Origin of the sequence: Mongoliibacter ruber, assembly GCF_003003005.1 — a bacterium.
Classification (GTDB): Bacteria; Bacteroidota; Bacteroidia; order Cytophagales; family Cyclobacteriaceae; genus Mongoliibacter; species Mongoliibacter ruber.
This window is the reverse complement of record NZ_PVTR01000011.1, coordinates 100,819-124,161: the sequence shown is the minus strand read 5'-3', so window position 1 is coordinate 124,161 and position 23,343 is coordinate 100,819. Positions and strand designations below refer to the sequence as shown.

Sequence of the window (23,343 nt, the reverse complement as noted above, 5' to 3'; positions counted from 1 at the left end):
AATTAAAAGTCTATGATTTATTCTTGCTTTAATGCTCTAGAGGTTAGTTCTGTGATATTTGTAGATATTAAATTGATATTTATGGATATTTTATTTCCACATTATTTCTATTAATATCGATCAATATCCAATATCAATGAATATCAGCCAAGTCTTATAACTACTTACAAAATTATTTATAAAGAACCCAAGTATCTTTACTTCCCCCACCTTGTGAACTGTTGACAACCAATGAACCCTTTTTCAAAGCTACCCTGGTAAGGGCACCGGGAATCACTTCTATTTCTTCACCATACAGAATATAAGGTCGTAAATCCACATGTCTGCCTGCCAGTCCCTCATCAGTAAGAGTTGGCACCGTGGAAAGCGACAAGGTGGGCTGCGCTATGTAGTTATTTGGATTGTTTTTAATGAGATTTCTGAACTTTGCATGTTCTTCAACAGTAGCTTTCGGCCCGATCATCATCCCATATCCACCAGCAGCATTGGTTTCTTTGATCACCAACTCCTCAATATTTTCCAAGACATAGTTTCTGTCTTTTTCTTCTCTGCAGAGGTAGGTAGGCACATTGTTTAAAATAGGTTTTTCGTTCAAATAGTATTCAATAATACGAGGAACATAGGCATAGACGGCTTTATCATCGGCTACTCCTGTACCCGGTGCATTGGCAATGGCTATATTTCCAGCTTTATACGCTTCAAATAGCCCAGGAACACCCAACATGGATTCGGGATTGAAGACCTCTGGATCCATAAAAGTGTCATCTATTCTTCTGTATAGGACATCGATTTGTTCCAAACCCTTGGTGGTCTGCATGTATACTTTTTTATCTTTCACGATAAGATCCACACCAGAAACCAGCTCCACTCCCATTTGCAAAGCCAAATAAGAATGCTCGAAGTAAGCAGAATTATAAATTCCTGGAGTCAGCACACCGATTACAGGATTTTCCTTGTCTGAAAGAAACTGCAGCATTTTGAGTAGTTTCACAGGATAATCCGATACGGGCATGACTCCAAGCTGATTAATCAAGTCCGGATAGGCCCGCTTGATAATCTCCCGGCTTTCTAGCATATAGGATACACCTGATGGACATCTTAGATTATCTTCAAGAATATAATATTCTCCGCTTTTGTCTCGAACCAAATCTGTACCTGTAATGTGGCACCATATTCCTTTTGGGGGTTTGAGACCTATACAGGGCTCTAGATAATCCTGACTTTTCAAAATCAAATCTTCCGGAACTACTTTATCCTTGAGGATTTTTCGCTCATTATAAATATCATCCAGGAAGAGATTCAGGGCTTTGATCCTTTGCTTTAAGCCTGCCTCAAGATGTTCCCATTCTTTTCGCGGAATAATCCTGGGAACAATGTCCAAATGAAGAATTTTCTCAGTTCCCTGATTATCATGATAGACATTGAAAGTCATCCCCATAGCTACCTGCGTCTTATTTGCAGAAAACTGCAATTGGGACATCTTTTTTGGACTGGTTTTTTTTACTTGGTCAAGAAATTCAGAATAATGGGGTCTACACTGACCCTCTTCGGTGAACATTTCATCAAAATTCTCACCGGACTGGTAATTTTCAGTATTCATAGATTAAAAATTATGCTTGTTAAGAGGTTTGTTTTTAAGTTACTCAAATTGTCGGGAAATATGAAACAGGAGATGAAAAATCTAATCCTTACCTTAAATAATATTAGTTCTTTAAATAAGAAATAGTGAAGTTATTAAAGGATTTTTTCATATAATCATTTAAATAACCCTTCAAATTAACTAACTTAAGTTTTAGATTTTAAGATGTTGATATGATTAAAAAGTTTTTTTGTTTCTTCTACTTTTGACCTCAAATCAACTCTTTGGACAAAGTTCATTTCTGGAGAATTTTGAAATTGGTGTTTTTGGAGGAGCAGCTCTTCCTATTGGGAATTTCAGCGCGGTAAATGTAAAAAATTCTCTCGTGCTAAATTCTTCAGAAGATCGTCCTGGAAGTTTTCGGGGATTCCCAAAAGACAAAGGTGGCCAAGCACAAATCGGATACAATTACGGCTTAAAATTGACGTACACGATTGATCCCTCATTTTTTGTTAACCTCAATTACATAAGTACAAATAACAGCATCAACACCAATCCGCAACAGCAGTATTATGATGAGAATTTCCGTTTTCTTATAGATTTTTGGGGAAATGAATTCGTATTCCCTGGTTTTTTAACCAGCGACAATTACCAAGCAAATCTGATTTTTCTAGGATTTGGGCATAGTCTTAAAATTAAAAATTTTGAGTTTTCTTTTGCCGGACTAATGGGGCAAAACGCCTTAGAATTCCCTTTTTACTCTTAGGATTATGACCCAATTCTCTTTCGTCCCGCACCACTTGCCGACAACTCGGTCCCAGGAAGGCTAAACGCATTGGTTTACGGTTTAGATCTTAAGGCTTCATATCCACTCTATCAAAAAACCAACGCATTTTTATCCTTCAGTTACCTAAGGTCCGACCATCCACATCAATACTGGACTTTGGCTAGAGGAGCTTCTTACGGTTATTTTATAGAAGATCTGATTGATTTCAGAATTATCTTAGCAAATTTTGGCATTGCATTAAGCCTATAAAAAAACAGGCAGGAAACACAATCGTTCCTGCCTGTAAATGACTAAAATTCAAATCAATTTATTTACGAAATGGTAGACCCATCCGCAGTAGCCTCATGGGGTTGTAGCAATTTCAGGCTACCATCCTTATCCTCTGCCATCAAAATCATGCCCTCAGAATCTATTCCCATCATTTTTCTCGGAGCGAGGTTGATCAACATGACAACTTGCCTACCGACTAAATCCTCCGGTTTGAAATGCTCGGCCACACCGGAAAGCACTGTTCTTTTTCCCAAACCTGTTTCCACGGTAAGTTTGAGTAATTTTTTGGACTTCGGCATGGCTTCAGCAGTCAATACTTTGACTACTCTCATGTCCAGTTTCACAAAATCATCATAAGTGATAATCTCTTTCATAGGTGCTGCTTTGGCGTTGGCCAATTCGTTTTGTTTTTTCGATTCCAATAATTTATTCACTTGTGCTTCCACCACATTGTCTTCTATTTTTTCAAATAAAAGTGCAGCTGGATTAATTTTGACTCCTGACTGAAGAATATCTATCCTTCCGGCATCAGCCCATTTTAGATCTTCCAGACTGAACATCTCGAATATTTTCTGAGAAGTGAATGGCAAAAACGGCTCTCCTACCACCGCAAGATTAGCTGCGATATTCAAAGCAATATTAAGTATTGTGCCTGTTCTTTCTTTATCTGTTTTGATGGTTTTCCAAGGTTCTGTATCTGCGAGGTACTTATTGCCCGTTCTTGCAAAATCCATCACAATAGACAGCGCTTCTCTAAACCTGTACCTTTCAATTGAAGCCGCTATTTTCTCAGGAAAGGCCTTGATCTCTTCCAATACGTCTTTGTCAATCCCATGAAGATCTCCTACATCCGGCACATTTCCATCAAAAAACTTATGGGTCAGTACTACTGCCCTGTTCACAAAATTACCATAGATAGCGACCAACTCGGAATTGTTCCTGGACTGAAAATCCTTCCAGGTAAAGTCATTGTCTTTGGTCTCAGGCGCATTGGCGGTAAGTACATACCTCAATACATCCTGTTTACCTGGGAATTCCTCTAGGTACTCATGCAACCATACCGCCCAGTTTCTGGAGGTGGAAATTTTATCTCCTTCAAGGTTTAGAAATTCATTGGCAGGCACATTTTCGGGAAGTACAAACTCCCCATGTGTCTTGAGAATCGCAGGAAAAATGATACAATGAAACACAATATTGTCTTTCCCGATAAAATGAACCAGCTTGGTATCCTTGTCTTTCCAATAAGGCTCCCAGTCAATCCCTTTCTCCGCAGCCCATTCTTTAGTAGAGGATATGTATCCAATAGGTGCATCAAACCACACATACAATACTTTTCCTTCGGCACCTTCGACTGGGACAGGAATTCCCCAATCCATATCTCTGGTCATTGACCGAGCCTGCAAGCCTTCTCCGGCTTCCAGCCAAGAGCGGCATTGGCCAAGTACATTATTTTTCCAGTCAGACTCATGTTCTACCAAAATCCAGTTTTTCAGGAATTCGGTGTACCTGGCCAAATCCAAAAACCAATGCTTGGTTTCTTTCAAAACAGGTGTGCTACCTGACAATTTGGAAATGGGGTTGATCAGTTCTGTTGGGCTCAAAGAAGAACCGCATTTTTCACATTGGTCACCGTAAGCGCCTTCATGGCCGCATTTTGGACAAGTGCCTTCAATGTACCGGTCAGCCAAAAACTGCCCTGCCTCCTCGTCGTAATACTGTTCGGTGGTTTGCTCCAAAAATTCCTTTTTATCATAAAGGTCTTTGAAAAACTCAGAAGCTGTTTCATGATGTATTTTGGCCGAAGTCCTGGAATAGTGGTCAAAACTGATTCCAAATTCACCAAAACTCTTCTTCATCATGTCATGATACCTGTCTACCACTTCCTGTGGGGTGATACCCTCTTTTCTTGCTTTAATGGTAATGGCAACACCATGTTCATCTGAGCCGCATACATAAGCCACATCTCGGCCCATGGACCTAAGATACCTCACATAGATGTCTGATGGAATATAGCAGCCCGCTAAATGACCAATATGTAATGGTCCATTCGCATATGGAAGTGCCGAAGTAACTGTATATCTTTTGAATGATTGGTTTTTCATAAATCAAAAAGGAAATCTGGTAATTAAGTAAATCTTGAAGTGATTAAGTTTGTTGGTATTCTTCTTTGGCTTCATCTGTAAGGATACCTTGATAAATGATCTGAATAGCTTGATCGTATATTTCTGAAGTTTTAAGTCCCATTTTATCCCTCATTTCTTTAGGGAATTGTGAAAGAAACTTGGGGTCAATAAGATTTTGGATGGCAGATGCATAGAGAAACACCACCAAACTGATGTTGACATGACTTGCAACATACCCCTTTTCCATTCCTTCCTGAATCAATTTACTGAATCTCAGATAGGCCGCTTCTCTGATATATTCCTGCAACTCTTTCCAAACTTCCGGAGCATGATCACGCAAATCTTCCAAGAGTTCAGGATTGATGGGTGCCAAATCAGTAGCCACTACAGTCAAGAGTGATTTGAGCTTTGCAGCAAATGGAATATACCTATTGTCCAACAATGTCTGGACCTTGATTGCCAACCTGGTTTTGAGTACATCAAATGTGGCCGAAAGCAATTCCATTTTACCGGGAAAATATTTATACAGGGTTTTTTTACTCATAGAAAGTTCCTGCGCAATATCATCCATGGTGGTGTTTTTATACCCCTGCTTCAAAAAGAGCTGGTATGACACCACCAAAATCCTATTTTCTATATCTGCTTTTTTACTCATAGTTGCCGAATGGGAGGCAAATATAATTAATCCCATTTACAAACTGACCAAAGCATTAAAATGACTTCCCATGGAATCTTTCCTTTGTGTTTGTTTACACAAAGCTTAATTTTGACTTATTGTCAATCAAGACTCTTTTGAAATTTTATGACTGCAGAACAGGCCCAAGCCCGAATCAAAGAATTGACCCAGCAAATCAATCACCACAATCACCTTTATTATCAGGAAGATAGGACGGAAATTTCCGATTTTGATTTTGATAAACTGTTAGAAGAACTGGTCCGCCTGGAAAGCGAATTTCCCGAATACCTGGAAGCAGATAGTCCCAGTCAGCGGGTTGGTGGAACCATTACCAAAGAATTTGAGACTGCTCTTCACGGATCTAGGATGCTTTCTTTGGGCAATACTTATTCAGATGAGGAACTTTTGGCATTTGATGAAAGGGTAGCCAAAGGGCTTGAACATAGGAATTACGAATATTTCTGTGAAATGAAGTTTGATGGTGTCGCAATTAGCTTGGTCTATGAAAACGGCAAGTTGATCCGTGCCGTGACCCGTGGGGACGGAACAAAAGGAGATGTAGTAACCGAGAATATTAGGACCATAAGAAATATCCCCCTTCACATTAAAGGAGATAATATTCCTGACTTTTTTGAGGTAAGGGGTGAAATCTTCCTGCCAAGAAAAGAGTTTGACAAAATCAATGCAGAAAGAGAAGCCGCTGGTGATGCACTATTGGCTAATCCTAGGAATGCCGCCTCTGGCACAGTCAAAATGCAGGATAGCAGCATCGTTGCCAAAAGAAGGTTGAACTGCTATTTTTATCAGCTCTTGGGGGATGAAATCGGAGTAGATACCCACGAAGAAGCGATCAAGTTGATAGAAAAATGGGGTTTCAATGTATCCCAGACCTATTCCAAATGTGACTCAATAAAAGAAGTGCTTGCTTACATAGAGGCATGGAGGGAAAAACGTTTTGAACTTCCACTGGACACAGATGGAGTTGTGCTCAAGGTCAATAATTATGATCAGCGAGAAGAACTGGGCTTTACTGCCAAAATACCACGCTGGGCCATTGCCTACAAATACAAAGCTGAAAGTGCTGAAAGCAGGTTGCTTTCTATCACCTATCAGGTAGGCCGGACGGGTGCCATTACTCCTGTGGCCAACTTGTCTCCCGTTCACTTGGCAGGGACCACGGTCAAAAGGGCCTCCTTGCACAATGCAAATGAAATTGAGCGATTAGGCCTGCACGAAGGGGACGCTGTCTTGGTAGAGAAAGGCGGAGAAATCATACCCAAAATCACCGAAGTAGTTGAAGACAGTAGACTCGATGGAGCTAAACCCATTCAATACATTGACCATTGTCCGGAATGTGGTACCGCACTTGAGAGGAAAGAAGGAGAAGCAAAGCATTTCTGCCCAAACACCAAATCCTGCCCGCCACAGGTTTTGGGTAAAATCGAACACTTCCTCCACAAAAGAGCCATGGATATCGACTCTCTAGGCACAGAAAGAATCCGAACGCTCATAGACCAAGGTTATATCAAAGATCCAGCTGATCTTTATGATTTGGAATCAAAGGCTGATGAATTGCTCGGACTTGAAATGAGTCAGGATCAATACCAAAAGAGTGATGAGGGTATTTTATACATCTCCCTGACAAAGGCACTTTTCGCTTTGACAGAAGGTCTTGCTCTTAGTGCCATCAGCAAATTTCTAGAACAAAATACAGCATTCCCATTGGAGGAAGTTTTGGTCAGGTTTCAGGATTTCATCAGGAAGGCAAACAAAAAAACAGCCCAGAATGTCGGCAGTATTCAAAGATTGATTGATAGCCTTGGACAAGCAGGCTTTCCAAAAATTGAAGAATTCCTTCCAGTTCCTGTGGTATTGTACCAATTGATCGGCAATTATGTAGACTTGGAAAAAATCGCTAAAGCCTCCCTCAAGGAAAATACCATACACCGAATTATGCTCAAGCTGAACCTCCCTATCAGTGGTGAAATAGAGGATAGAATCAAAAAACTCAAGGCCAATACTTTTCAGGAAGGTGTTATTTCCAATATGATGAGCGGTATCAAATCATCCAAGACACAACCTTTTGAAAAGGTGCTATTTGGGTTGGGCATTAGAAACGTAGGGGAAAATACAGCCCAGATTCTTGCTCGTCACTTCAAAAGTCTGGAAAACCTTAAAGTCGCCACCACCGAGCAGTTGATTGAAGTGAATGGAGTGGGTGACACGCTGGTAACCAGCATTTTTGACTATTTTGCAGATGAAGAAAACCTAAGGATGATAGAAAGGTTGAAATCACATGGGTTGAATTTTGAGGTAATAGAAGATGAAAAAGAACTTCAATCCAATGCTCTTGATGGAATGAAAATACTTGCATCGGGAAAACTCAATAATTTTAAGCGAGACGAAATCATAGACTTTGTAGAAGCCAACGGCGGACAATATGTGAAATCCGTTTCCAAGGCATTATCCTTTATCATAGAAGGCGAAGACATGGGACCAAGCAAAAAAGAAAAAGCACAAAAAATGGGTGTCAAACTGATTTCCGAAGAAGAATTCCTTAAAATGTTAGGCAAAAATACAGCATGATGAAATGGCTCAAAGACATTCTGATAGAATGGCAACTCGACAAACTACTCAAAAATCTACCTAAAAGAGACATTCAGGTTCCCCAGGAGTTTAAGTGCGTAGGTGTTTTATCCAATTCAGAGGAAGACTTTCTGATTACCAAAGAACTTTTAAGAGATCTATGGGGGTATAAAGTAAGAATCATCGGCCTTTTCTACACTGAAGAGGAAAACAGGATGGTTGAAGGTATTTCTCACAAAAACTTCAATTGGTTGGCATTGCCTTCCGAATATTTCAATGAGTTTTTACTCGAAAAAATGGATTTTATTCTTATCCCTTCTTTAAAGCTTAATCCTTATTTACGTTATTTGCTCCTCCAAAATCAGAGTGGGTTTACCATAGGTCTTTTCTCAGAAGAAAATAAGCCATATCTAGACCTGATGCTGACAGCTGAAAGTGATGATCTCAAAAGCAATGTTCATCACCTTATAGATTACCTTAAAAAAATCAAAGAAGCATGTTAAAGTTCAAAGGCACAGGTGTCGCCCTTATCACTCCTTTTCACGAAGATTTATCCATAGACTTTGATGGCCTCAAAAGGGTAATCAACCATGTCATTGAAGGGGGGGCTGATTATCTGGTAGTGCAAGGTACCACAGCAGAAAGTGCTACACTGAGTAAAAATGAAAAAACTGCGGTGCTGAAGGCTGCTCTCGAGTACAACGCAGGCCGTCTACCCATCGTATATGGTCTCGGTGGTAACAACACCCAATCCGTACTTGAAGAAATCGCAACAACGGATTTTGCAGGCATAGATGCAATCCTATCGGTCAGCCCCTATTACAACAAACCGAGTCAGGCCGGGATTCTTGCACATTATACCGCCATTGCAGATGCCAGTCCGGTACCTGTCATCTTATACAATGTGCCTGGAAGAACCATGTCTAATGTATCTTATCAGACTACACTTAGCTTGGCCCAGCACCTAAACATCATTGGCATGAAAGAGGCAAGCGGGGACTTGTCTCAATGCATGAGAATTGCTTCCAAAATGCCTGAAGATTTTCTTCTGATTTCTGGAGATGATATCCTTACTCCCTCCATGAATGTGATCGGAGGTTCAGGTGTGATTTCAGTATTGGCAAATGCTTATCCGGGACTTTTCAAAATCATCTGTCATGGAACTCCTGAAAAGTCCAAAGAGGCTGCATTTAAGTTGTTGGATATCAATCCATATATGTATGAGGAAAGCAATCCCGTAGGACTTAAATGTCTGATGAATCTTTTGGGAATCTGTGGAGATGCTGTAAGGCTTCCCTTGGTAAAAGCTTCTAAAGGTCTAAAAGAAAACATCCAGGCCAATATGATCAAATAAGTAACACCCCTTCAGGCTAGCAAATTGAGCCTGAAGGGTTATTTTTAAATTTGAAAAGAACAAATCATTATGTCGCAGCCCATTTCACTTTTAGCTCTCAATGAAATTATAAGGGATACGGTGGACAGGTATCTTGAGCCTCATTATTGGGTGATTGCGGAAATTGCCCAATTGAATTTTGGCACCCAAGGACATGCCTACATGGACTTGGTAGAAAAAAGCGGGAACAAGATAGTTGCAAAAACCCGTGCCAACTGTTGGGTCTATGCCTACAGAACTATCTCAGGGAAATTCTTTGAAGCTACAGGCCAGCAATTAAAATCAGGAATGAAAGTATTGGCCTTGGTATCAGTGACTTTTCATGAACTGTATGGATTTAGCCTCAATGTGAAAGATATTGACCCAAATTTTACATTGGGGGAAAGGGCGCGAAAAAGGCAGGAGGTGATAGATAGACTACACCGAGAGGGAATGATGGACATCAACAAAGGCTTAAAGCTTCCAACAGTACCTCAAAAAATCGCTGTCATCAGTTCTGTAACTGCAGCAGGTTATGGTGATTTCACCAACCAAATCGATCATAATAGGTTCGGCTACCGCATTGAACACACACTATACCAAGCAACACTACAAGGTGCTGAAGCTTCAGCGACACTAAAAAAAGCATTTGAGAGCATTGAAATTGACTTGGTTCAGAAAAAATATGATGCCATTGTGCTCATCAGAGGTGGTGGTGCACAATTGGATTTGGATTGCTTTGACGATTATGGCTTGGCAATAAGCATTGCAAACAGCAAAATACCAGTCATCACAGGCATAGGGCACGAAAGGGACGAAACAATCGCTGACTTGGTGGCACATACAAGGATGAAAACACCAACTGCTGCTGCCGAATTTATCCTTTCGGGATTTCAAGCCTTCGAAGAAAACCTTATCACCCTACTCAAAGGGATTGACAGGCATTCTCAGCTGATTCTAAAAAGGGAAGAAGGAAATCTATCCCAACTCATGTCAAGGCTCCAATTGGCAACAAGAGCAACCTTACAACAACAGCATCATTTTCTTGATCATAAGAAGGAGCAGCTTCTATCGAAGTCAAGGCATTTGATTTCATTTGAAAAATTGAAATTGGACAATTATGGAAAAGCCCTGAAATCAACTGTCAATACCAAACTACAAAAAGCACAGACGCGTCTTGACCAATTGGAAAAAGATATCAGGACGTTGAATCCTGAAAGTTTTTTCCAAAAAGGATATACAAGATCTGAAATTGGGGGCATTCCGTTACACTTGACTCAGCCTGAACCGGGAAAAGAACTGATGACATTTACAAAGAGTGAAAAAATATCAAGTACAATCAATAAAGTAGAGAAACATGGAAAATAAAGCAAACAGCTATGATGATGCGGTTTCAAGAATAGAAGAAATCGTAGAGCAGTTAGAAAGTGGTGAAAAGGGAATGGACGAGCTATCCGAATTGGTTAAGGAAGCTTCTTTACTGGTAAAAAAGTGTAAAGAAAAACTTAGAAAAACTGAAGAAGAGATACACAAAACATTAAACGAAGATTGAATTTTACTATAATTTTAATTAAAATTGTCAAAAATTACCATAATAAAGACTTTAGATACATTTTTGAGCTTAATTCATTTATCACGGCCAAGTTGGCACTTTTGTGGCTGATGATTGATTTAGATGTTTGATAATATACGATGAATACAAAAACAATTTTACTGGCAGCCCTATTTTTCTTTTTAGTGTGTAGCGTGGATGCACAGAACTTTTACAAAGAAAAAATACCGAAAACAGAGGTGCTATCTATTGGGATAGGACCCTCATTCATCTATGCCGACAATGGTGGCGCGTATAGATCTTTCAACTTTCCCTGGAATCCGGCGGCCTCTATTTCTTACACCAAAAGATTCCATCCGCATTGGGGTTTGAAAGCCACAGCGGGTATTCAATGGCTTGAAAGCGGTGGAAATCCATCTCAAAAGGTACAAGATCACTGGAATCTTTATGGAAGTGCTTTCCAATTTTCAGGAGAAGCTTACCATGCAGATGTGATGCCTATATTTTATCTTTTCCCTTATATCAATCATATGAACAGGTCATGGGTCAACCTATATTCTGGTCTAGGGATTGGGGTAATGCATGTGGAAAGAAAAGAAGCTTTTTCATTGGAGCCAGATGCTCAGTTTACCAGAGCCAATGTAACAACAGGGTATGTTCCCTTCAGGGCCGGGATCAGTTTCAGACTTGGAGACTTATCTGATATTGCTTTGGAAGGAACGATGCTTTTCACCTTCTCTGACAATATTGACGGCAATGAAAACTTTAACAGGTTTGGAGATCATTTGGCCCAAGCCCAGATTGTTTATAAAAGATTTTTGGCAAGAAAAAAGAGGTGAATTAGTTTCATAGGATATAAGACATCAGATTGGATATGGTTATTGTTTATCTCTTAGGTAAGCTTATTCGCCTTAACTTTGACACTGGGTACTCATAAGAAAATTTGAAAGTTTTAGATAATAGTTTTTGTTTTTAAGATCAAAGTTAGTCTTTTGGCAGTCCTTAGGGAATTTTCAACCACAAAGTGATAAAGAAAACAAAAGAATAAATACTATTTTGAATGTACGCTTCTTTGCCAGTAACCCTATATCCTATCACAGGCAAGACGGAAGACCGAAGTACCGGACACTTTAGGGTCCTGCCATGAATTATATTGAATTACAAATTTTTACAGTTTTGAAAATTAGATTAATATTCCGGGAAAAAGACTGCCTTCAATAGCTTTTGTGACTTTTGCTTATTTTTGTGGTAAATTATTTCCCTCTATGTTCCAGGATTTAAACAACTCACGCTATATAGTATACACTAATTTCAAAATTTTCAGATTACCATGTGGATATCCCTGTATCGAGGTCAGGAAAAAGTAGGTTAGTATCATTTGAACTGTCTGCAATCTTATATATTTCAAATTGCTATTAACATTCTTCTTTCTTAAAAGTACTTCCACTTTTACTTACTAGGTTTCCAGGAAGTATTGGTTTTAAATGCAAATCACAATTTGAGTATGATTCAATAAAGTATTTGTAAGTAGCTATTTTTTCCAGATCGTTAATAACCAAAGTATCCTGAATAATATACCAAAGCCCTATTTTGTCAATAATTTCTTCGTTTTTTAAATCCTTGAAATAAACGGTATCACTTTTAAAATTTAAATCAACACGTTCCATGTACAAATCATACATTTTTAATGCTCTTATTTGTTGCTCATTGTCCATGTTTTGAAAATTTTTTGATGCAATTATATTTTCAAAACTTATAAACCTTTCTATAATCCACCTTCCTTCCAAAATTGGATCATTTAATGCAAGTATGACAATTAAAATAATGAACATGATCTTGATCTATCTTAAATTGAATTAAAAATGTTATTTGTATTAAAACTAATAAAATAATTCAATAATAACAATTTGACTTTGACACTGGGATACCAAGAAAAAAATTTGAAAGTTTAGAAACGAAGATTATAACCTATGTCAGGAAAAACTCTCCCTTTCCAATTCATCCCTACCCTATCACCTCCAGATACTTCCTTGGTATATTGACCATCACATTTTGATGAATTCCGGGCACACGAATGATAAAGTAATCTTTATTTCCTTTGTTGACACATTCTCCTTCCATACCTTCAAGTGGACCACCCAGAATTTTCACCTGCTCCCCACTTTCTATTTCGGAATTGTCGGTTTCTACCGCTACACCAGTTTCTAAAATCCTTTGGATAGTATCTATTTCAGTCTGTCTGACAGTCGCGTGCTCGCCCGCAAAATGCACAAACTTCACAGCACCGGGAACCTGCAAGGCTTCCCACAAATTGGTTTTGGAGGTTTTCACAAAAAGGTAGCCGTTGAATAATGCCTTTTGCACTTTCTTTTTTCTATCAGACCATTGTCTCAATTCTTCCACCATCGGCAGGTACACTTCCAGTCCTTTTTCTCTCAAGCGCTGCGCAACTTTCTTTTCAGCTCTTGAAGTAGTGTACATGACAAACCACTGTAAATCATTCATGTTTCTCAGATAATTTTGATTTCAAAAATACGAAATAAATGTAGCCCTCTGAGCATACCAATTGGAATTTTGGATATCATAGGACATTAAAAAACCCTTGAGGTAGAGCCTCAAGGGTTTACACATTTAAAAACCACCAACCTTTATTTAATCATGCTACTTCATTCTACGAATCAACATGTTTAATTTATCTGCCATTAAATACATGACAGGTACGATGACTAACGTAAGGAAAGTAGCAAAGGTTAACCCAAATATTACAGTCCATGCCATCGGCCCCCAAAAATCTGCATTATCTCCTCCCACATAGAATTGGGCATCAAACGAACTGAGCAATGTTGCAAAATTAATATTCATACCAATAGCCAATGGAATCAATCCAAGTACTGTAGTAATGGCAGTCAAAAGTACTGGTCTAAGCCTCGTCTTTCCACCCAATACAATACTGTCCAACAATTCATTGTATGGTAAATATTCATCTTCTTGGATATTGAGTTCTTCTCTTCTTCTTTCCCTGACCAAATTGGTGTAATCAATCAGTACAATGGCATTGTTCACCACCACACCAGCTAGAGATATGATACCGATCCCAGTCATGATGACTACGAAATCCATATTGAATATCAACAACCCCAAGAATACACCAATAGTACTCAAAACTACCGAAGCCATGATGATAAATGGTGTAGTTACAGAATTAAACTGAGCTACAATGATCAGGAATATCACCGACACCGCGATAAAGAGTGCTCGCATCAAAAACTCAGTAGATTTTGCCTGCTCTTCTTGTTCACCGGTAAACTTAACCGTAATACCATCCTGCTCTTCAAATTCCGCGCTGAGCGCCTTCAATTGGTTATTGATTTCGGTTGGGTTGTAGCCATCCGTGACATTGGAGAATATCGTGATTACTTTATCCAAATCCTTTCTTTTAACAGAACCATAAGTAGAACCATATTCCAATTCTGCTACAGCTGAAATTGGCACTTCTTTCTTATTACCGAATTTGTCTCTGAAATTGATTTTCTTATTGATCAAAGAGGTCATATCATACCTTTGCTCATCTTTCAATCTAAGCTGAATAGGATAATCATCTTCTCCTTCTTTGTATTTGGACACCTCAAGACCAAAAAGCGCCGTACGCAATTCATTGGCAATGGTAGAGGTGGAAAGCCCAAATCTCCTGGCAGTTTCTCTATTGATATTCAAGACCACCTCAGGACTACCCAATTCCAGATCAGATTTCAACTCCTCTATACCAGGAACATTTGAATTGGATAAAAATTCTCTGAATCTCGTGGTGTAAGCAATCAATTCTTCGAAATTCTCACCACTTACTTCAATGTTGACGGCCTTACCTACAGGAGGTCCATTCGTTTGTTTATCCACTGTAGCCAATACTCCAGGGTACTTCTCTACCAACTCACGCATTTCCTCCATGATTTTGTTGGTGTTCACTCCCTGTCTGTATTGATACTCCACAAAGCTAATGGTCACTTTTGCTTTATGTGGCGTAGGTGTATTGCCCATACTTGACATCTGATCACCTGTACCTTCACCTACCTGAGTAATGACAGCTTCTATGATATCTGAATAAGGCTCCAATACATCGGCCAAGTCATTCTCCATCTGCTTCATAAATGTATTGGTCGCCTCAGTATCTGTCCCAATTGGATTTTCGATAAAGATATTGACCAATGCAGGCTGATTATCAGGGAAGAAAAGTACTTTCGGAGACCGTATACCCAATAATACCACACTAAGGACTAACAAAAGGACAGTACCTCCAAAAAACAAATATGGCTTTTTGCCTCTTAAGGCAAATTTCAATGTTGTCTCATATAAGTTTTCCAAATTCACCAAAAACACATTCTGAAACCACCTGATGGCTTTTCTCATCACTAACACATTGAAAGCGGTCAGCAATGAAGCCAATGCAAAGAGATTTCCAAAGGTGATGGAACCTGCCAAGTAACTGATTCCTGCCATTACCATAAGGAATAGCGCAACCAAAAGAGCTTTCTTTTTAGGCTTTTCCTTATCCACATCCTGGACCTTCATCAGCAAGGAAGTCAATACAGGATTGACAACCAATGCCACGAAAAGCGATGAGGATAAAACGATGATCAAGGTAATTGGAAGGTATTTCATGAACTCCCCTATCAAGTCATCCCAAAATGCCAATGGCATAAATGCCGCCAATGTGGTAGCGGTAGAGGTAATAATCGGCCATGCCACCTCTCCTACTCCTTCCTTGGCTGCCCTGACTGCTGACTTGCCTTCCTGCATCAATCGGTAGACATTTTCCACCACTACGATACCATTATCCACCAACATGCCCAAAGCAAGAATCAATGCAAAAAGCACCATTAGATTCAATGTGATCCCCAATGCATTGAGCACCAAAAAGGAAATAAACATGGACAGAGGAATGGCAATCCCCACGAACAAGGCATTCCTGAATCCTAAGAAAAACATCAAAACCAATACGACCAGAATCACACCGAAAATGATGGAGTTTTCCAAGTCATTTACCTGGGAACGTGTCTGTTTGGATTGATCATTGGTAATGGAAATCTCTAAATCATCAGGAAAACGGTTAATTTTAGCATCAGAAATGATCTCTTTGATCTTATCAGAAGCTGCAAGTAAGTTTTCCCCACTTCTTTTGACCACATTGACAGTGACAACGGGAAGTTTATTGCTTCTGGCATAACTGGTTCTTTCCTTATATGTATCAGATACCTCAGCGACATCGGCCAAGTACACGATCCTGTTTTCTTCGGTCTTGATGATGATATCCTTGAGCTCATCAGGATGATCAAATTCACCTGTGATCCTCAATGAGCGTCTGAATTCACCTGAAAGGATATTCCCTCCAGAAATGGTCACGTTCTCCTGGGAGATGGCATCAGAAATATCACTGAATGCCACGCCCAAAGCTTCCATTTTATAGATATCAGCATCTACTCTTATTTCTCTCTCCACAGTTCCCCTGAGTTCCGCTTTGGAAACTTCAGGAAGTTTCTCAATCTCATCTTCCAAAAATTCACCAAATTTCTTTAGCTCCTGTTCTGAATAATTCCCGGAGATATTGATGTTCATGATCGGGAAATCAGAGGTGTTGATCTCCAACACGTCCGGGTCTCTATCCAAATCGGTAGGCAATTCACTTTTGGACTTATCTACCGCATCTTTGACATCTTGAAGCGCTTTCGAAATCTCCACTCCCGGATTGAACTCCATCACGATCGATGAGAAATCCTGCACAGAGGTAGATTTGATACTTTTGACATTATTGATGGATTTCAACTCCTTTTCAATAGGCCGTGTGATGAGGTTTTCCATGTCCACAGGGGAATTTCCCGGATATGAAGTCCCTACATAGACCGTGGGGATTACAATTTCCGGAAAACTTTCCTTAGGCATTGTCCTATAGGCCAACATTCCCAATACCGAAATGATGAGCACCAATATCACCACAGAGGTTTGGTTATTGACAGAGAGTGAACTCAGCCCAAACTCTCGGATGACTCCTTTTTTATCTTTTTTTTCTTCGCTCATGATTTATTGCTGGGCAATGTTTACACTGAAACCATCTCCTACTTCTCTGAATCCTTTGTCAACCAACACTTCTGTACCGTCCAAACCTTCGGTTATTTCAGTCTCTTCACGATAAGTTTTACCTCTTTGAACATACCTTTTCTCACTTTTCCCATCCTTCACCAAGAATACGTAGTCCCCCTTGGTGTCCTGTAAGATCAAATAATTCGGTACTGTCACTGCAGCTTCATTTTCATAATCCTTGATTTTCAAAACAGAAATCATGTTAGGCTTTACATTTTGCATTCTTGGCAAAAACACTTCCACCTTGAAGGTTCTGTTATTCGGATTGATGATCGAGCCTACAGCAGAAACTTTGGTTTTGAAAGTTTCATTGATTGATGGGAAAGAAATATCTACGGAGTCCCCTCTGCTGACTATACCAATATGCCTTTCGGACACATCAGCTTCGATGAACAAATCAGAATCACCTACAAACTGAAACAAAGGCGTTCCCGGTTGTACCAATTCTCCTAACCTGATGGTAACAGTTTCAACAGTACCCGAAAAAGGTGCTCTGATCAACGTTCTTGATTCTTGTGTTTTGAGACTGGCAAGGTTTTTTTCCAGTGATTCAATCCTGTTTTTGGCTTCCAAGTATTGGATCTCTGTACCTATTTGTTGGTTCCAAAGCCTTTCTTGCTTTTCGAAAATGGTTCGGGCAAGCTCCATTTGCTTTTCTACCTCTTCTATATTTCTTAGGATAGATTCTGCATCCACCCTTGCCAAAACCTGTCCTGCTTTGACCTGCATGCCTTCCACAGCGTTTATTTCCTGAACCCTTCCGGATACTTCACCACTGATACTTACATTTTTTTTGGATAGCACTGATCCGGTAACTTCAATATAGTGGTCAAACTGACCCAACTTTGAATTGATTGTAGACACCAGAACAGACTTTCTGTTTTCTCTTGCAAAGTCAGGGTCCATTTCAGCAATTTCTTTTTCAAGAGCCTCAATTGAAGTCCTTAAGGCTGCTGCCTCTTTTTTCTTTGACTCAAGGTTTTCTTTTTTGGCCTCCAAATCATCCTTGGATCCACAGGACGCCACTGTCAAAATCAATGCAGCGATAATAAATGGAAAATATGTTTTCATATGTTTCTTGTAAATTCTTAAATGATAGTTTTTAAAGTATACCCAATGCTTTTTCCAATTCGACTTTGGCGATCAGGGCATCATAAAGGGCCGAGAAATAATTGGTTTCTGCTTCTTTCAATGCAGAATCAGCCTCCACAACTTCAAGGTTGGAGCCTACACCTTCTTGGTATTTGATTTTGGTCATTTCAAAGACTTCCAAAGCCAATTCTCTGTTTTCTGACTGTACATTTAAAGTCTTAATGGCATTTTGTAAAGTGGTTTTTGCCTGAAAAATCTCAAGTTCAATATTCTCTTCAATAAAGTATTGTTGATTTTCAAGCTGTCTGATCTGTACCCTGTTTTGTTGGACTCTATAACTTTTATTTAATCCGTCAAAAATTGGTATATTCATCCTAAGTCCTACAAATGAAGTGGAAAACCATCTATCAGTGTCTAAAATAGTGTTAAATGCCTGAGCACCGGTCACTCTTTGGAAAGTCCCAAATGCTGAAATGTTTGGAATATATTGAACCTGATTGTTCTTCATATCCAATTTTGTCAGATCTAAGTTGGTCTTGATCTGATCGATTTCAACCCTCCTATAACCATTATTACCGAGCAGGGTTTCCAATTCGTCAACCGAATGGATGTCTAATATTTTCTGATTGACCTCTATATCCAATTGGAGTGGCATTCCTATTTGAAGTTTCAAAAGCTGCTTACTGATTTCTTCGGCCGCTTCTATTCTATCCAACTCCGTCTGAATATTATTTAGCTGCACTTTCACCCTACTTACATCAAGCTTTTCTACAAAACCTTCGTTATATAAAGCTTCAGTTTCCTGTAAAAGAACTTTTACCCTATCGAGATTTGCAGAGACCAAGACTTTTCTTTCCTTATTGATCAACACTGTAAAAAAGGCCTTCTTGGTTGCTTCTATTACATCAATTTCCGTCTTCTCTTTGTCATATTCTGTCAGCGATTTTAGCGTTTTGGCAGCTTTCAACCCAACAAAGTATGATCCGTTGAAAATCATCTGCTCTAAGTTTATGCTTAGAGATGACTGATAATTTACCGCAAATGGAATTACAGTAATGTCTCCAGGAGAGCTACCTTGACCGGGAGGGCCATCATCACCACCTATCACCCCACCTGCTTCGGCTGGAAGGATCAATAAGGGAGGTTGAAGGTTTTTTGTAAATTCCAGATTTCCTGTTATCTGCGGTAGACCTGCTGCTCTATTTTCTCCTATGATTCCTTTCGAAATCAAGACTTCCAACTGTGCATTTTTTGCATCTACATTGTTTTCAAGCGCGTATTTTAAGCTTTCTTCCAAAGTCAATTCTACTACTTGTTGTGCTTGGGTAGCAAAGACTGCAAAAACCGCCATCAGGAGTGTCAAAATTCCCGATTTCTGTTTAATTGTGGTTTTCATGTTGCTTTGTGTTTTTTTGGTTTAGGTATGCTTGTTTTCCTTTTTCAGTAAAAATCCCATAAAGAAAGTGTTCGAAGATTTCCAATTGTAATTCAAGAATATTGAATCTGGAAGGTGGAAATTTGATCGGATCAAAACTTAACATCATCTGTTCCAATCTGAGTAAGCCCAAAATTTCAGAATTGATTTCTGGCCTGAAATAGCCTTCTTTTTTGCCTTCCTCCAGCAATTCAATGACATCTTTTAGTACATAATCCTTTTTGAAATCCTCAAAAAGTTGCCAGCTTTGTGGGAAATACCGCTGGATTTCGTTCAGCACCAATGGATTGATATCCGTAAAGCGTTCTCTGATATAAGCAGACAACTCTACCAAATGACCAATTACCCCTGACTTTGAATTTGGAAATCGCTGTAAAGAACATTTATCTGTTTCTATCGCGACCTTGAAGGTTTCATAAACCAACTGATTCTTGTCAGAAAACTCCTGATAAATGGTCTTTTTGGACACTCCTGCTTGCCGGGCAATATCATCCATGGTGACTGACCTTACCCCATAGCGCATAAACTGCTCTGTTGCGGTCTCGATTATTTTGTCTTTTGTCTCCAATTTGATTTTAATTTGAATGCAAAACTCAGGAAACTTTCCAATAGTTCAAAGTTTCTAAAGTTTTTTATAGAATTTTATTAAATATTTATTGTCACCAATCAAACATAATACTGTAACCCTGTTCAAATACGACCAAAATGAAATTTAATTCGTTCGATAATGGACAATGCACCTTGATGTTTTGTGAATAGATTCAAGAAAGGATTTAAAAAGAGTACATTTATACTGTACCAAGCGCAGATACATTCACATGAAATTTTTAGAGACAACGTTGGGGCGTTTAGCTTATGAAAGACAGGGCAATGGGCCAGAGGTATATTTGTTTTTCCATGGATTTGGTCAAAATCGAAAAATCTATCACCCCTTTTTACAAATCAGAAAAGAAAATCAAAGCTTCCTATTCATTGATATTTTTTATCACGGCGAAAGCAGCTGGAGATCAATTACCAATAAATTGACCAAGGAAGCATGGAAGGATATCCTTCTTCAATTGATGGCAGATGAGTCTTTCAAAGAATTTCACCTGATAGGATATTCCATGGGCGGAAAATTCAGTTTGATCACCTATGAGCTTTTCCCAAATTACATCAAGTCACTTCTTCTAATGGCTCCTGATGGTATAAAAACAGGATTTTGGTACAATATGGCTACTTTCCCCGGTATCTTGAACAGAGTTTTCAAACATGTGGTCTTTCATCCCGACCGCTTTTTCAGAACCATAGATGGCTTGTATAAGATTGGCCTATTACAAAGTAGTTTGGTGAAATTTGTCAAGTTTCAGATGCAGACCCGAACCAAACGCGCTCAGGTATATTTTACTTGGAATGTATTCAAACCTATGCAGCCTGACTTGGGGTCGATTATCAAGATGCTTAGGCTTCATCAGCAACCCATCATCTTGATCACAGGAACTTATGATAAAATGGTTACCTCAGAAAATCTCGATCGTTTCAGTTCCAAAATTCCTCATCTTAAAAACTTAGAACTTCCCAGTGGTCACAATACACTTGTAGAAGACACATTTGACTTCATCAAAAATTCAGGAGAGATAAGGGATATTTTTTAAATTCAATGCGTAAATTCACTTTACAATAGATAATTACAGCACCAAGGTTCTTTGGGGCTTTGATGGACACATGGCTTATCCTATGAATGCCATGCTGCTTGTAATGGACATGGAAAAAATGATTGGTGATGATTTTGAGACCGGACTACAAAACTTCAAAAAGATACTGGAAAGCAAATAAAAAACCAGCGGAATTGCATCCGCTGGTTTTTTTGTTTTTTTCACGCAGAGATCGCTAAGAGATTCGCGACGATCACAACTAGGGATATACTTTAAATGCGGATTTATTTTTTTCGCTGCGGGCGCTGCGTTTATCGTTGCGTCCGTTGCGTGAAACCTTTAATCATTTCACTTTTAGGCCTTCGGGGTTCTGAACCCCAACTATCGGGGCTCAAAGGTCAGGTGGCTGCCAACCTTTGAGGTCTTTTTTGACCTCGAAGGTTTTTGTTTTTTCACGCAGAGAGCGCTAAGAGATTCGCGACGATCACAACGAGGGATATACTTTAAATGCGGATTTATTTTTTTCGCTGCGGACGCTGCTTTTATCGTTGCGTCCGTTGCGTGAAACCTTTAATCATTTCACTTTTAGGCCTACGGTACTTTGAAAAAACACACTTGATATTTAAACCCGGCAATAAATTGCCGGGCTATTATATCTGTCATGCCGATGGCATTTCGTCTTGTCTTGACAGGTGTTTCTCGACTCTCGCTTCTCGCTTCTAATCTCTCGCTTCTCGCCTCTCTTTAAAACATCGGGAATTCTTTTTCTAAACCTTCAAACTGGTCTATCATTTCCCATTTTGGTTTGTAGTATGTATTAAGCATCCTTGCCGATACATTACCATTAACTATAAAATTAAGGGCAGCTGCAAATCTAGCCTCTTCGGTATCACCCCAATTTCTGGTAAGGTCATCACCTACCATTTGATTGGGGCTAAATCCTTCAAAGAAATCAGCCTCTCCTCGGGCATTTGCCAACGAGAAAGTTACCGGTACCACCTCTACGTTATTTTCTACTAAAGTCCTGCTGAATGAGGAAAGAGGAAATTGACCTACAGGTTTACCATACGTATTGTCCCCAATCACTACTACTGTCATGTAGGGTCTAAGACTATTAATAAGCAACTCGGAAGCTGATGCGGAACCTCTAGAAGTGATGACTACTATTCTATCTAAGGACAGACTACCATTTTTTGTAAAATTAGTCGTCCTGTTGTTGGTTGACTGTTTTTCATTGTACCTGTATGTATAGGCTACTTTTCCATCCCCACTCGCAGGTACGATATAATTCAGGATTTGCAAAGCCACGTCTACAGAGCCTCCTCCATTGTACCTCAAGTCAATGACCAATTCATCGATATCCTGAGCCATAAACTTCTGGAAGGATTCTTCAACTTCTAAACTTTTCGTTGGCGTTACATTTGGACTAGCTCTGAAGTTTTCATATACCCAATAACCGATTTTTTTACCTTGAATTTCATATACATCTTCAAAGGCTACTGAATTAGCTCCAAAAGACTGTTTGGTAATGGTGCGGGAAGTCTCGCTACCGTCAGGAAGTTTGAATTTGAATGTATTTGATACACCTACATCATTTGGACCTGTGTCAATCCTGTAGCCTGTAGAAGTTCTGAATTCACTAATTGGCTTACCATTGATTTCAAGGATTTGCCAACCTCTTTGCCAGCCATCCTGTCCCGCAGGACCTGTTTTGATGACAGAGGCTATAAACAGCCTTTCTTCTGCGTCCATTGCCATTCTGAATCCATGAGCGCCACTTACCTGACCTGTAAATGCAGCCCTGAAGGCTTCTTGTGTGGTAATATATGTCCATCCCTGCCTGTCCAATCGGGTATACCTGAGTTGCTCAAGAAATTCTTGATTACTCATATTGCCAGTAAGGTCTACGTTTGGAGGCATATTGAGATTCCATAAATACCAGTCATTCATGACATCATAGATGGCCTTGTGGACAACATTTTGAACTTTTGTGGGATTTACATCCTCATCATCTGGATTACAGGAAACCAACACCAGCATCATGGCCAGCATCAGGCTCCAAAGGGGCAAGCGGAAATTACTCATTCTTACTATTTTTATTTAAC

The 23,343-nt window shown here is 39.4% G+C and carries 18 protein-coding genes; 8 read left to right on the top strand and 10 right to left on the bottom strand.

Annotation, left to right across the window (positions count from 1 at the left end):
* Window positions 1-172: 172 nt before the first annotated feature.
* On the bottom strand, window positions 173-1,600 hold the full coding sequence (locus CLW00_RS17145) for a circularly permuted type 2 ATP-grasp protein (protein ID WP_106134917.1): 1,428 nt from the start codon (window positions 1,598-1,600) through the stop codon (window positions 173-175).
* 229 nt (window positions 1,601-1,829) lie between these two features.
* Between CLW00_RS17145 and CLW00_RS17140 the strand changes: the two genes are divergently transcribed.
* Window positions 1,830-2,345 (top strand): hypothetical protein, encoded by a 516-nt coding sequence (locus CLW00_RS17140; protein WP_106134916.1) that lies wholly within the window; start codon window positions 1,830-1,832, stop codon window positions 2,343-2,345.
* 332 nt (window positions 2,346-2,677) lie between these two features.
* On the opposite strand, the gene metG is transcribed toward CLW00_RS17140, so the two are convergent.
* Both metG and CLW00_RS17130 read right to left on the bottom strand, forming a co-directional pair.
* Entirely contained in the window at window positions 2,678-4,738 is a 2,061-nt protein-coding gene (gene metG, locus CLW00_RS17135; protein ID WP_106134915.1) for a methionine--tRNA ligase, read from the bottom strand.
* Between the two features lie 43 nt (window positions 4,739-4,781).
* Complete coding sequence (locus tag CLW00_RS17130; protein ID WP_106134914.1) at window positions 4,782-5,414, bottom strand: TetR/AcrR family transcriptional regulator; 633 nt, start codon at window positions 5,412-5,414, stop codon at window positions 4,782-4,784.
* A 147-nt stretch (window positions 5,415-5,561) separates the two neighbouring features.
* On the opposite strand from CLW00_RS17130, the gene ligA reads away from it, so the two are divergent.
* From ligA to CLW00_RS17100, 6 genes are all read left to right on the top strand, one after another.
* A complete protein-coding gene (gene ligA, locus CLW00_RS17125; protein ID WP_106134913.1) occupies window positions 5,562-8,021 on the top strand; it encodes an NAD-dependent DNA ligase LigA in 2,460 nt (819 codons plus the stop codon).
* Complete coding sequence (locus tag CLW00_RS17120) at window positions 8,018-8,524, top strand: DUF6913 domain-containing protein (RefSeq protein ID WP_245917351.1); 507 nt, start codon at window positions 8,018-8,020, stop codon at window positions 8,522-8,524. The genes ligA and CLW00_RS17120 overlap by 4 nt, the downstream gene beginning before the upstream one ends.
* Complete coding sequence (dapA, locus tag CLW00_RS17115; protein WP_106134912.1) at window positions 8,518-9,375, top strand: 4-hydroxy-tetrahydrodipicolinate synthase; 858 nt, start codon at window positions 8,518-8,520, stop codon at window positions 9,373-9,375. The genes CLW00_RS17120 and dapA overlap by 7 nt, the downstream gene beginning before the upstream one ends.
* Before the next feature lie 69 nt (window positions 9,376-9,444).
* Window positions 9,445-10,761, top strand: a complete 1,317-nt coding sequence (xseA, locus tag CLW00_RS17110; RefSeq protein ID WP_106134911.1) for an exodeoxyribonuclease VII large subunit — start codon at window positions 9,445-9,447, stop codon at window positions 10,759-10,761.
* The gene (xseB, locus tag CLW00_RS17105) at window positions 10,751-10,945 is read left to right on the top strand and encodes an exodeoxyribonuclease VII small subunit (protein ID WP_106134910.1); all 195 of its coding nucleotides are present in this window, start codon (window positions 10,751-10,753) and stop codon (window positions 10,943-10,945) included. The genes xseA and xseB overlap by 11 nt, the downstream gene beginning before the upstream one ends.
* 140 nt (window positions 10,946-11,085) lie before the next feature.
* Window positions 11,086-11,784, top strand: coding sequence for a hypothetical protein (locus CLW00_RS17100; RefSeq protein ID WP_106134909.1), 699 nt, complete (start codon window positions 11,086-11,088; stop codon window positions 11,782-11,784).
* Window positions 11,785-12,360: 576 nt separating this feature from the next.
* Here the strand turns inward: CLW00_RS17100 and CLW00_RS17095 are convergent.
* From CLW00_RS17095 to CLW00_RS17070, 6 genes are all read right to left on the bottom strand, one after another.
* Window positions 12,361-12,777, bottom strand: a complete 417-nt coding sequence (locus tag CLW00_RS17095; protein ID WP_106134908.1) for a hypothetical protein — start codon at window positions 12,775-12,777, stop codon at window positions 12,361-12,363.
* A gap of 172 nt (window positions 12,778-12,949) precedes the next feature.
* Entirely contained in the window at window positions 12,950-13,450 is a 501-nt protein-coding gene (locus CLW00_RS17090) for a UpxY family transcription antiterminator (RefSeq protein WP_106134907.1), read from the bottom strand.
* Window positions 13,451-13,606: 156 nt separating this feature from the next.
* Complete coding sequence (locus CLW00_RS17085; protein ID WP_106134906.1) at window positions 13,607-17,014, bottom strand: efflux RND transporter permease subunit; 3,408 nt, start codon at window positions 17,012-17,014, stop codon at window positions 13,607-13,609.
* Window positions 17,015-17,017: 3 nt separating this feature from the next.
* On the bottom strand, window positions 17,018-18,148 hold the full coding sequence (locus tag CLW00_RS17080; RefSeq protein WP_106134905.1) for an efflux RND transporter periplasmic adaptor subunit: 1,131 nt from the start codon (window positions 18,146-18,148) through the stop codon (window positions 17,018-17,020).
* A 31-nt stretch (window positions 18,149-18,179) separates the two neighbouring features.
* Window positions 18,180-19,565 (bottom strand): TolC family protein, encoded by a 1,386-nt coding sequence (locus tag CLW00_RS17075; RefSeq protein WP_170073241.1) that lies wholly within the window; start codon window positions 19,563-19,565, stop codon window positions 18,180-18,182.
* On the bottom strand, window positions 19,549-20,172 hold the full coding sequence (locus CLW00_RS17070) for a TetR/AcrR family transcriptional regulator (RefSeq protein ID WP_106134904.1): 624 nt from the start codon (window positions 20,170-20,172) through the stop codon (window positions 19,549-19,551). The genes CLW00_RS17075 and CLW00_RS17070 overlap by 17 nt, the downstream gene beginning before the upstream one ends.
* Window positions 20,173-20,422: 250 nt before the next feature.
* Between CLW00_RS17070 and CLW00_RS17065 the strand changes: the two genes are divergently transcribed.
* On the top strand, window positions 20,423-21,238 hold the full coding sequence (locus CLW00_RS17065) for an alpha/beta fold hydrolase (RefSeq protein WP_106134903.1): 816 nt from the start codon (window positions 20,423-20,425) through the stop codon (window positions 21,236-21,238).
* A gap of 744 nt (window positions 21,239-21,982) precedes the next feature.
* Here CLW00_RS17065 and CLW00_RS17060 read toward each other — a convergent pair.
* Complete coding sequence (locus CLW00_RS17060; protein WP_106134902.1) at window positions 21,983-23,323, bottom strand: S41 family peptidase; 1,341 nt, start codon at window positions 23,321-23,323, stop codon at window positions 21,983-21,985.
* Window positions 23,324-23,343 lie beyond the last annotated feature (20 nt).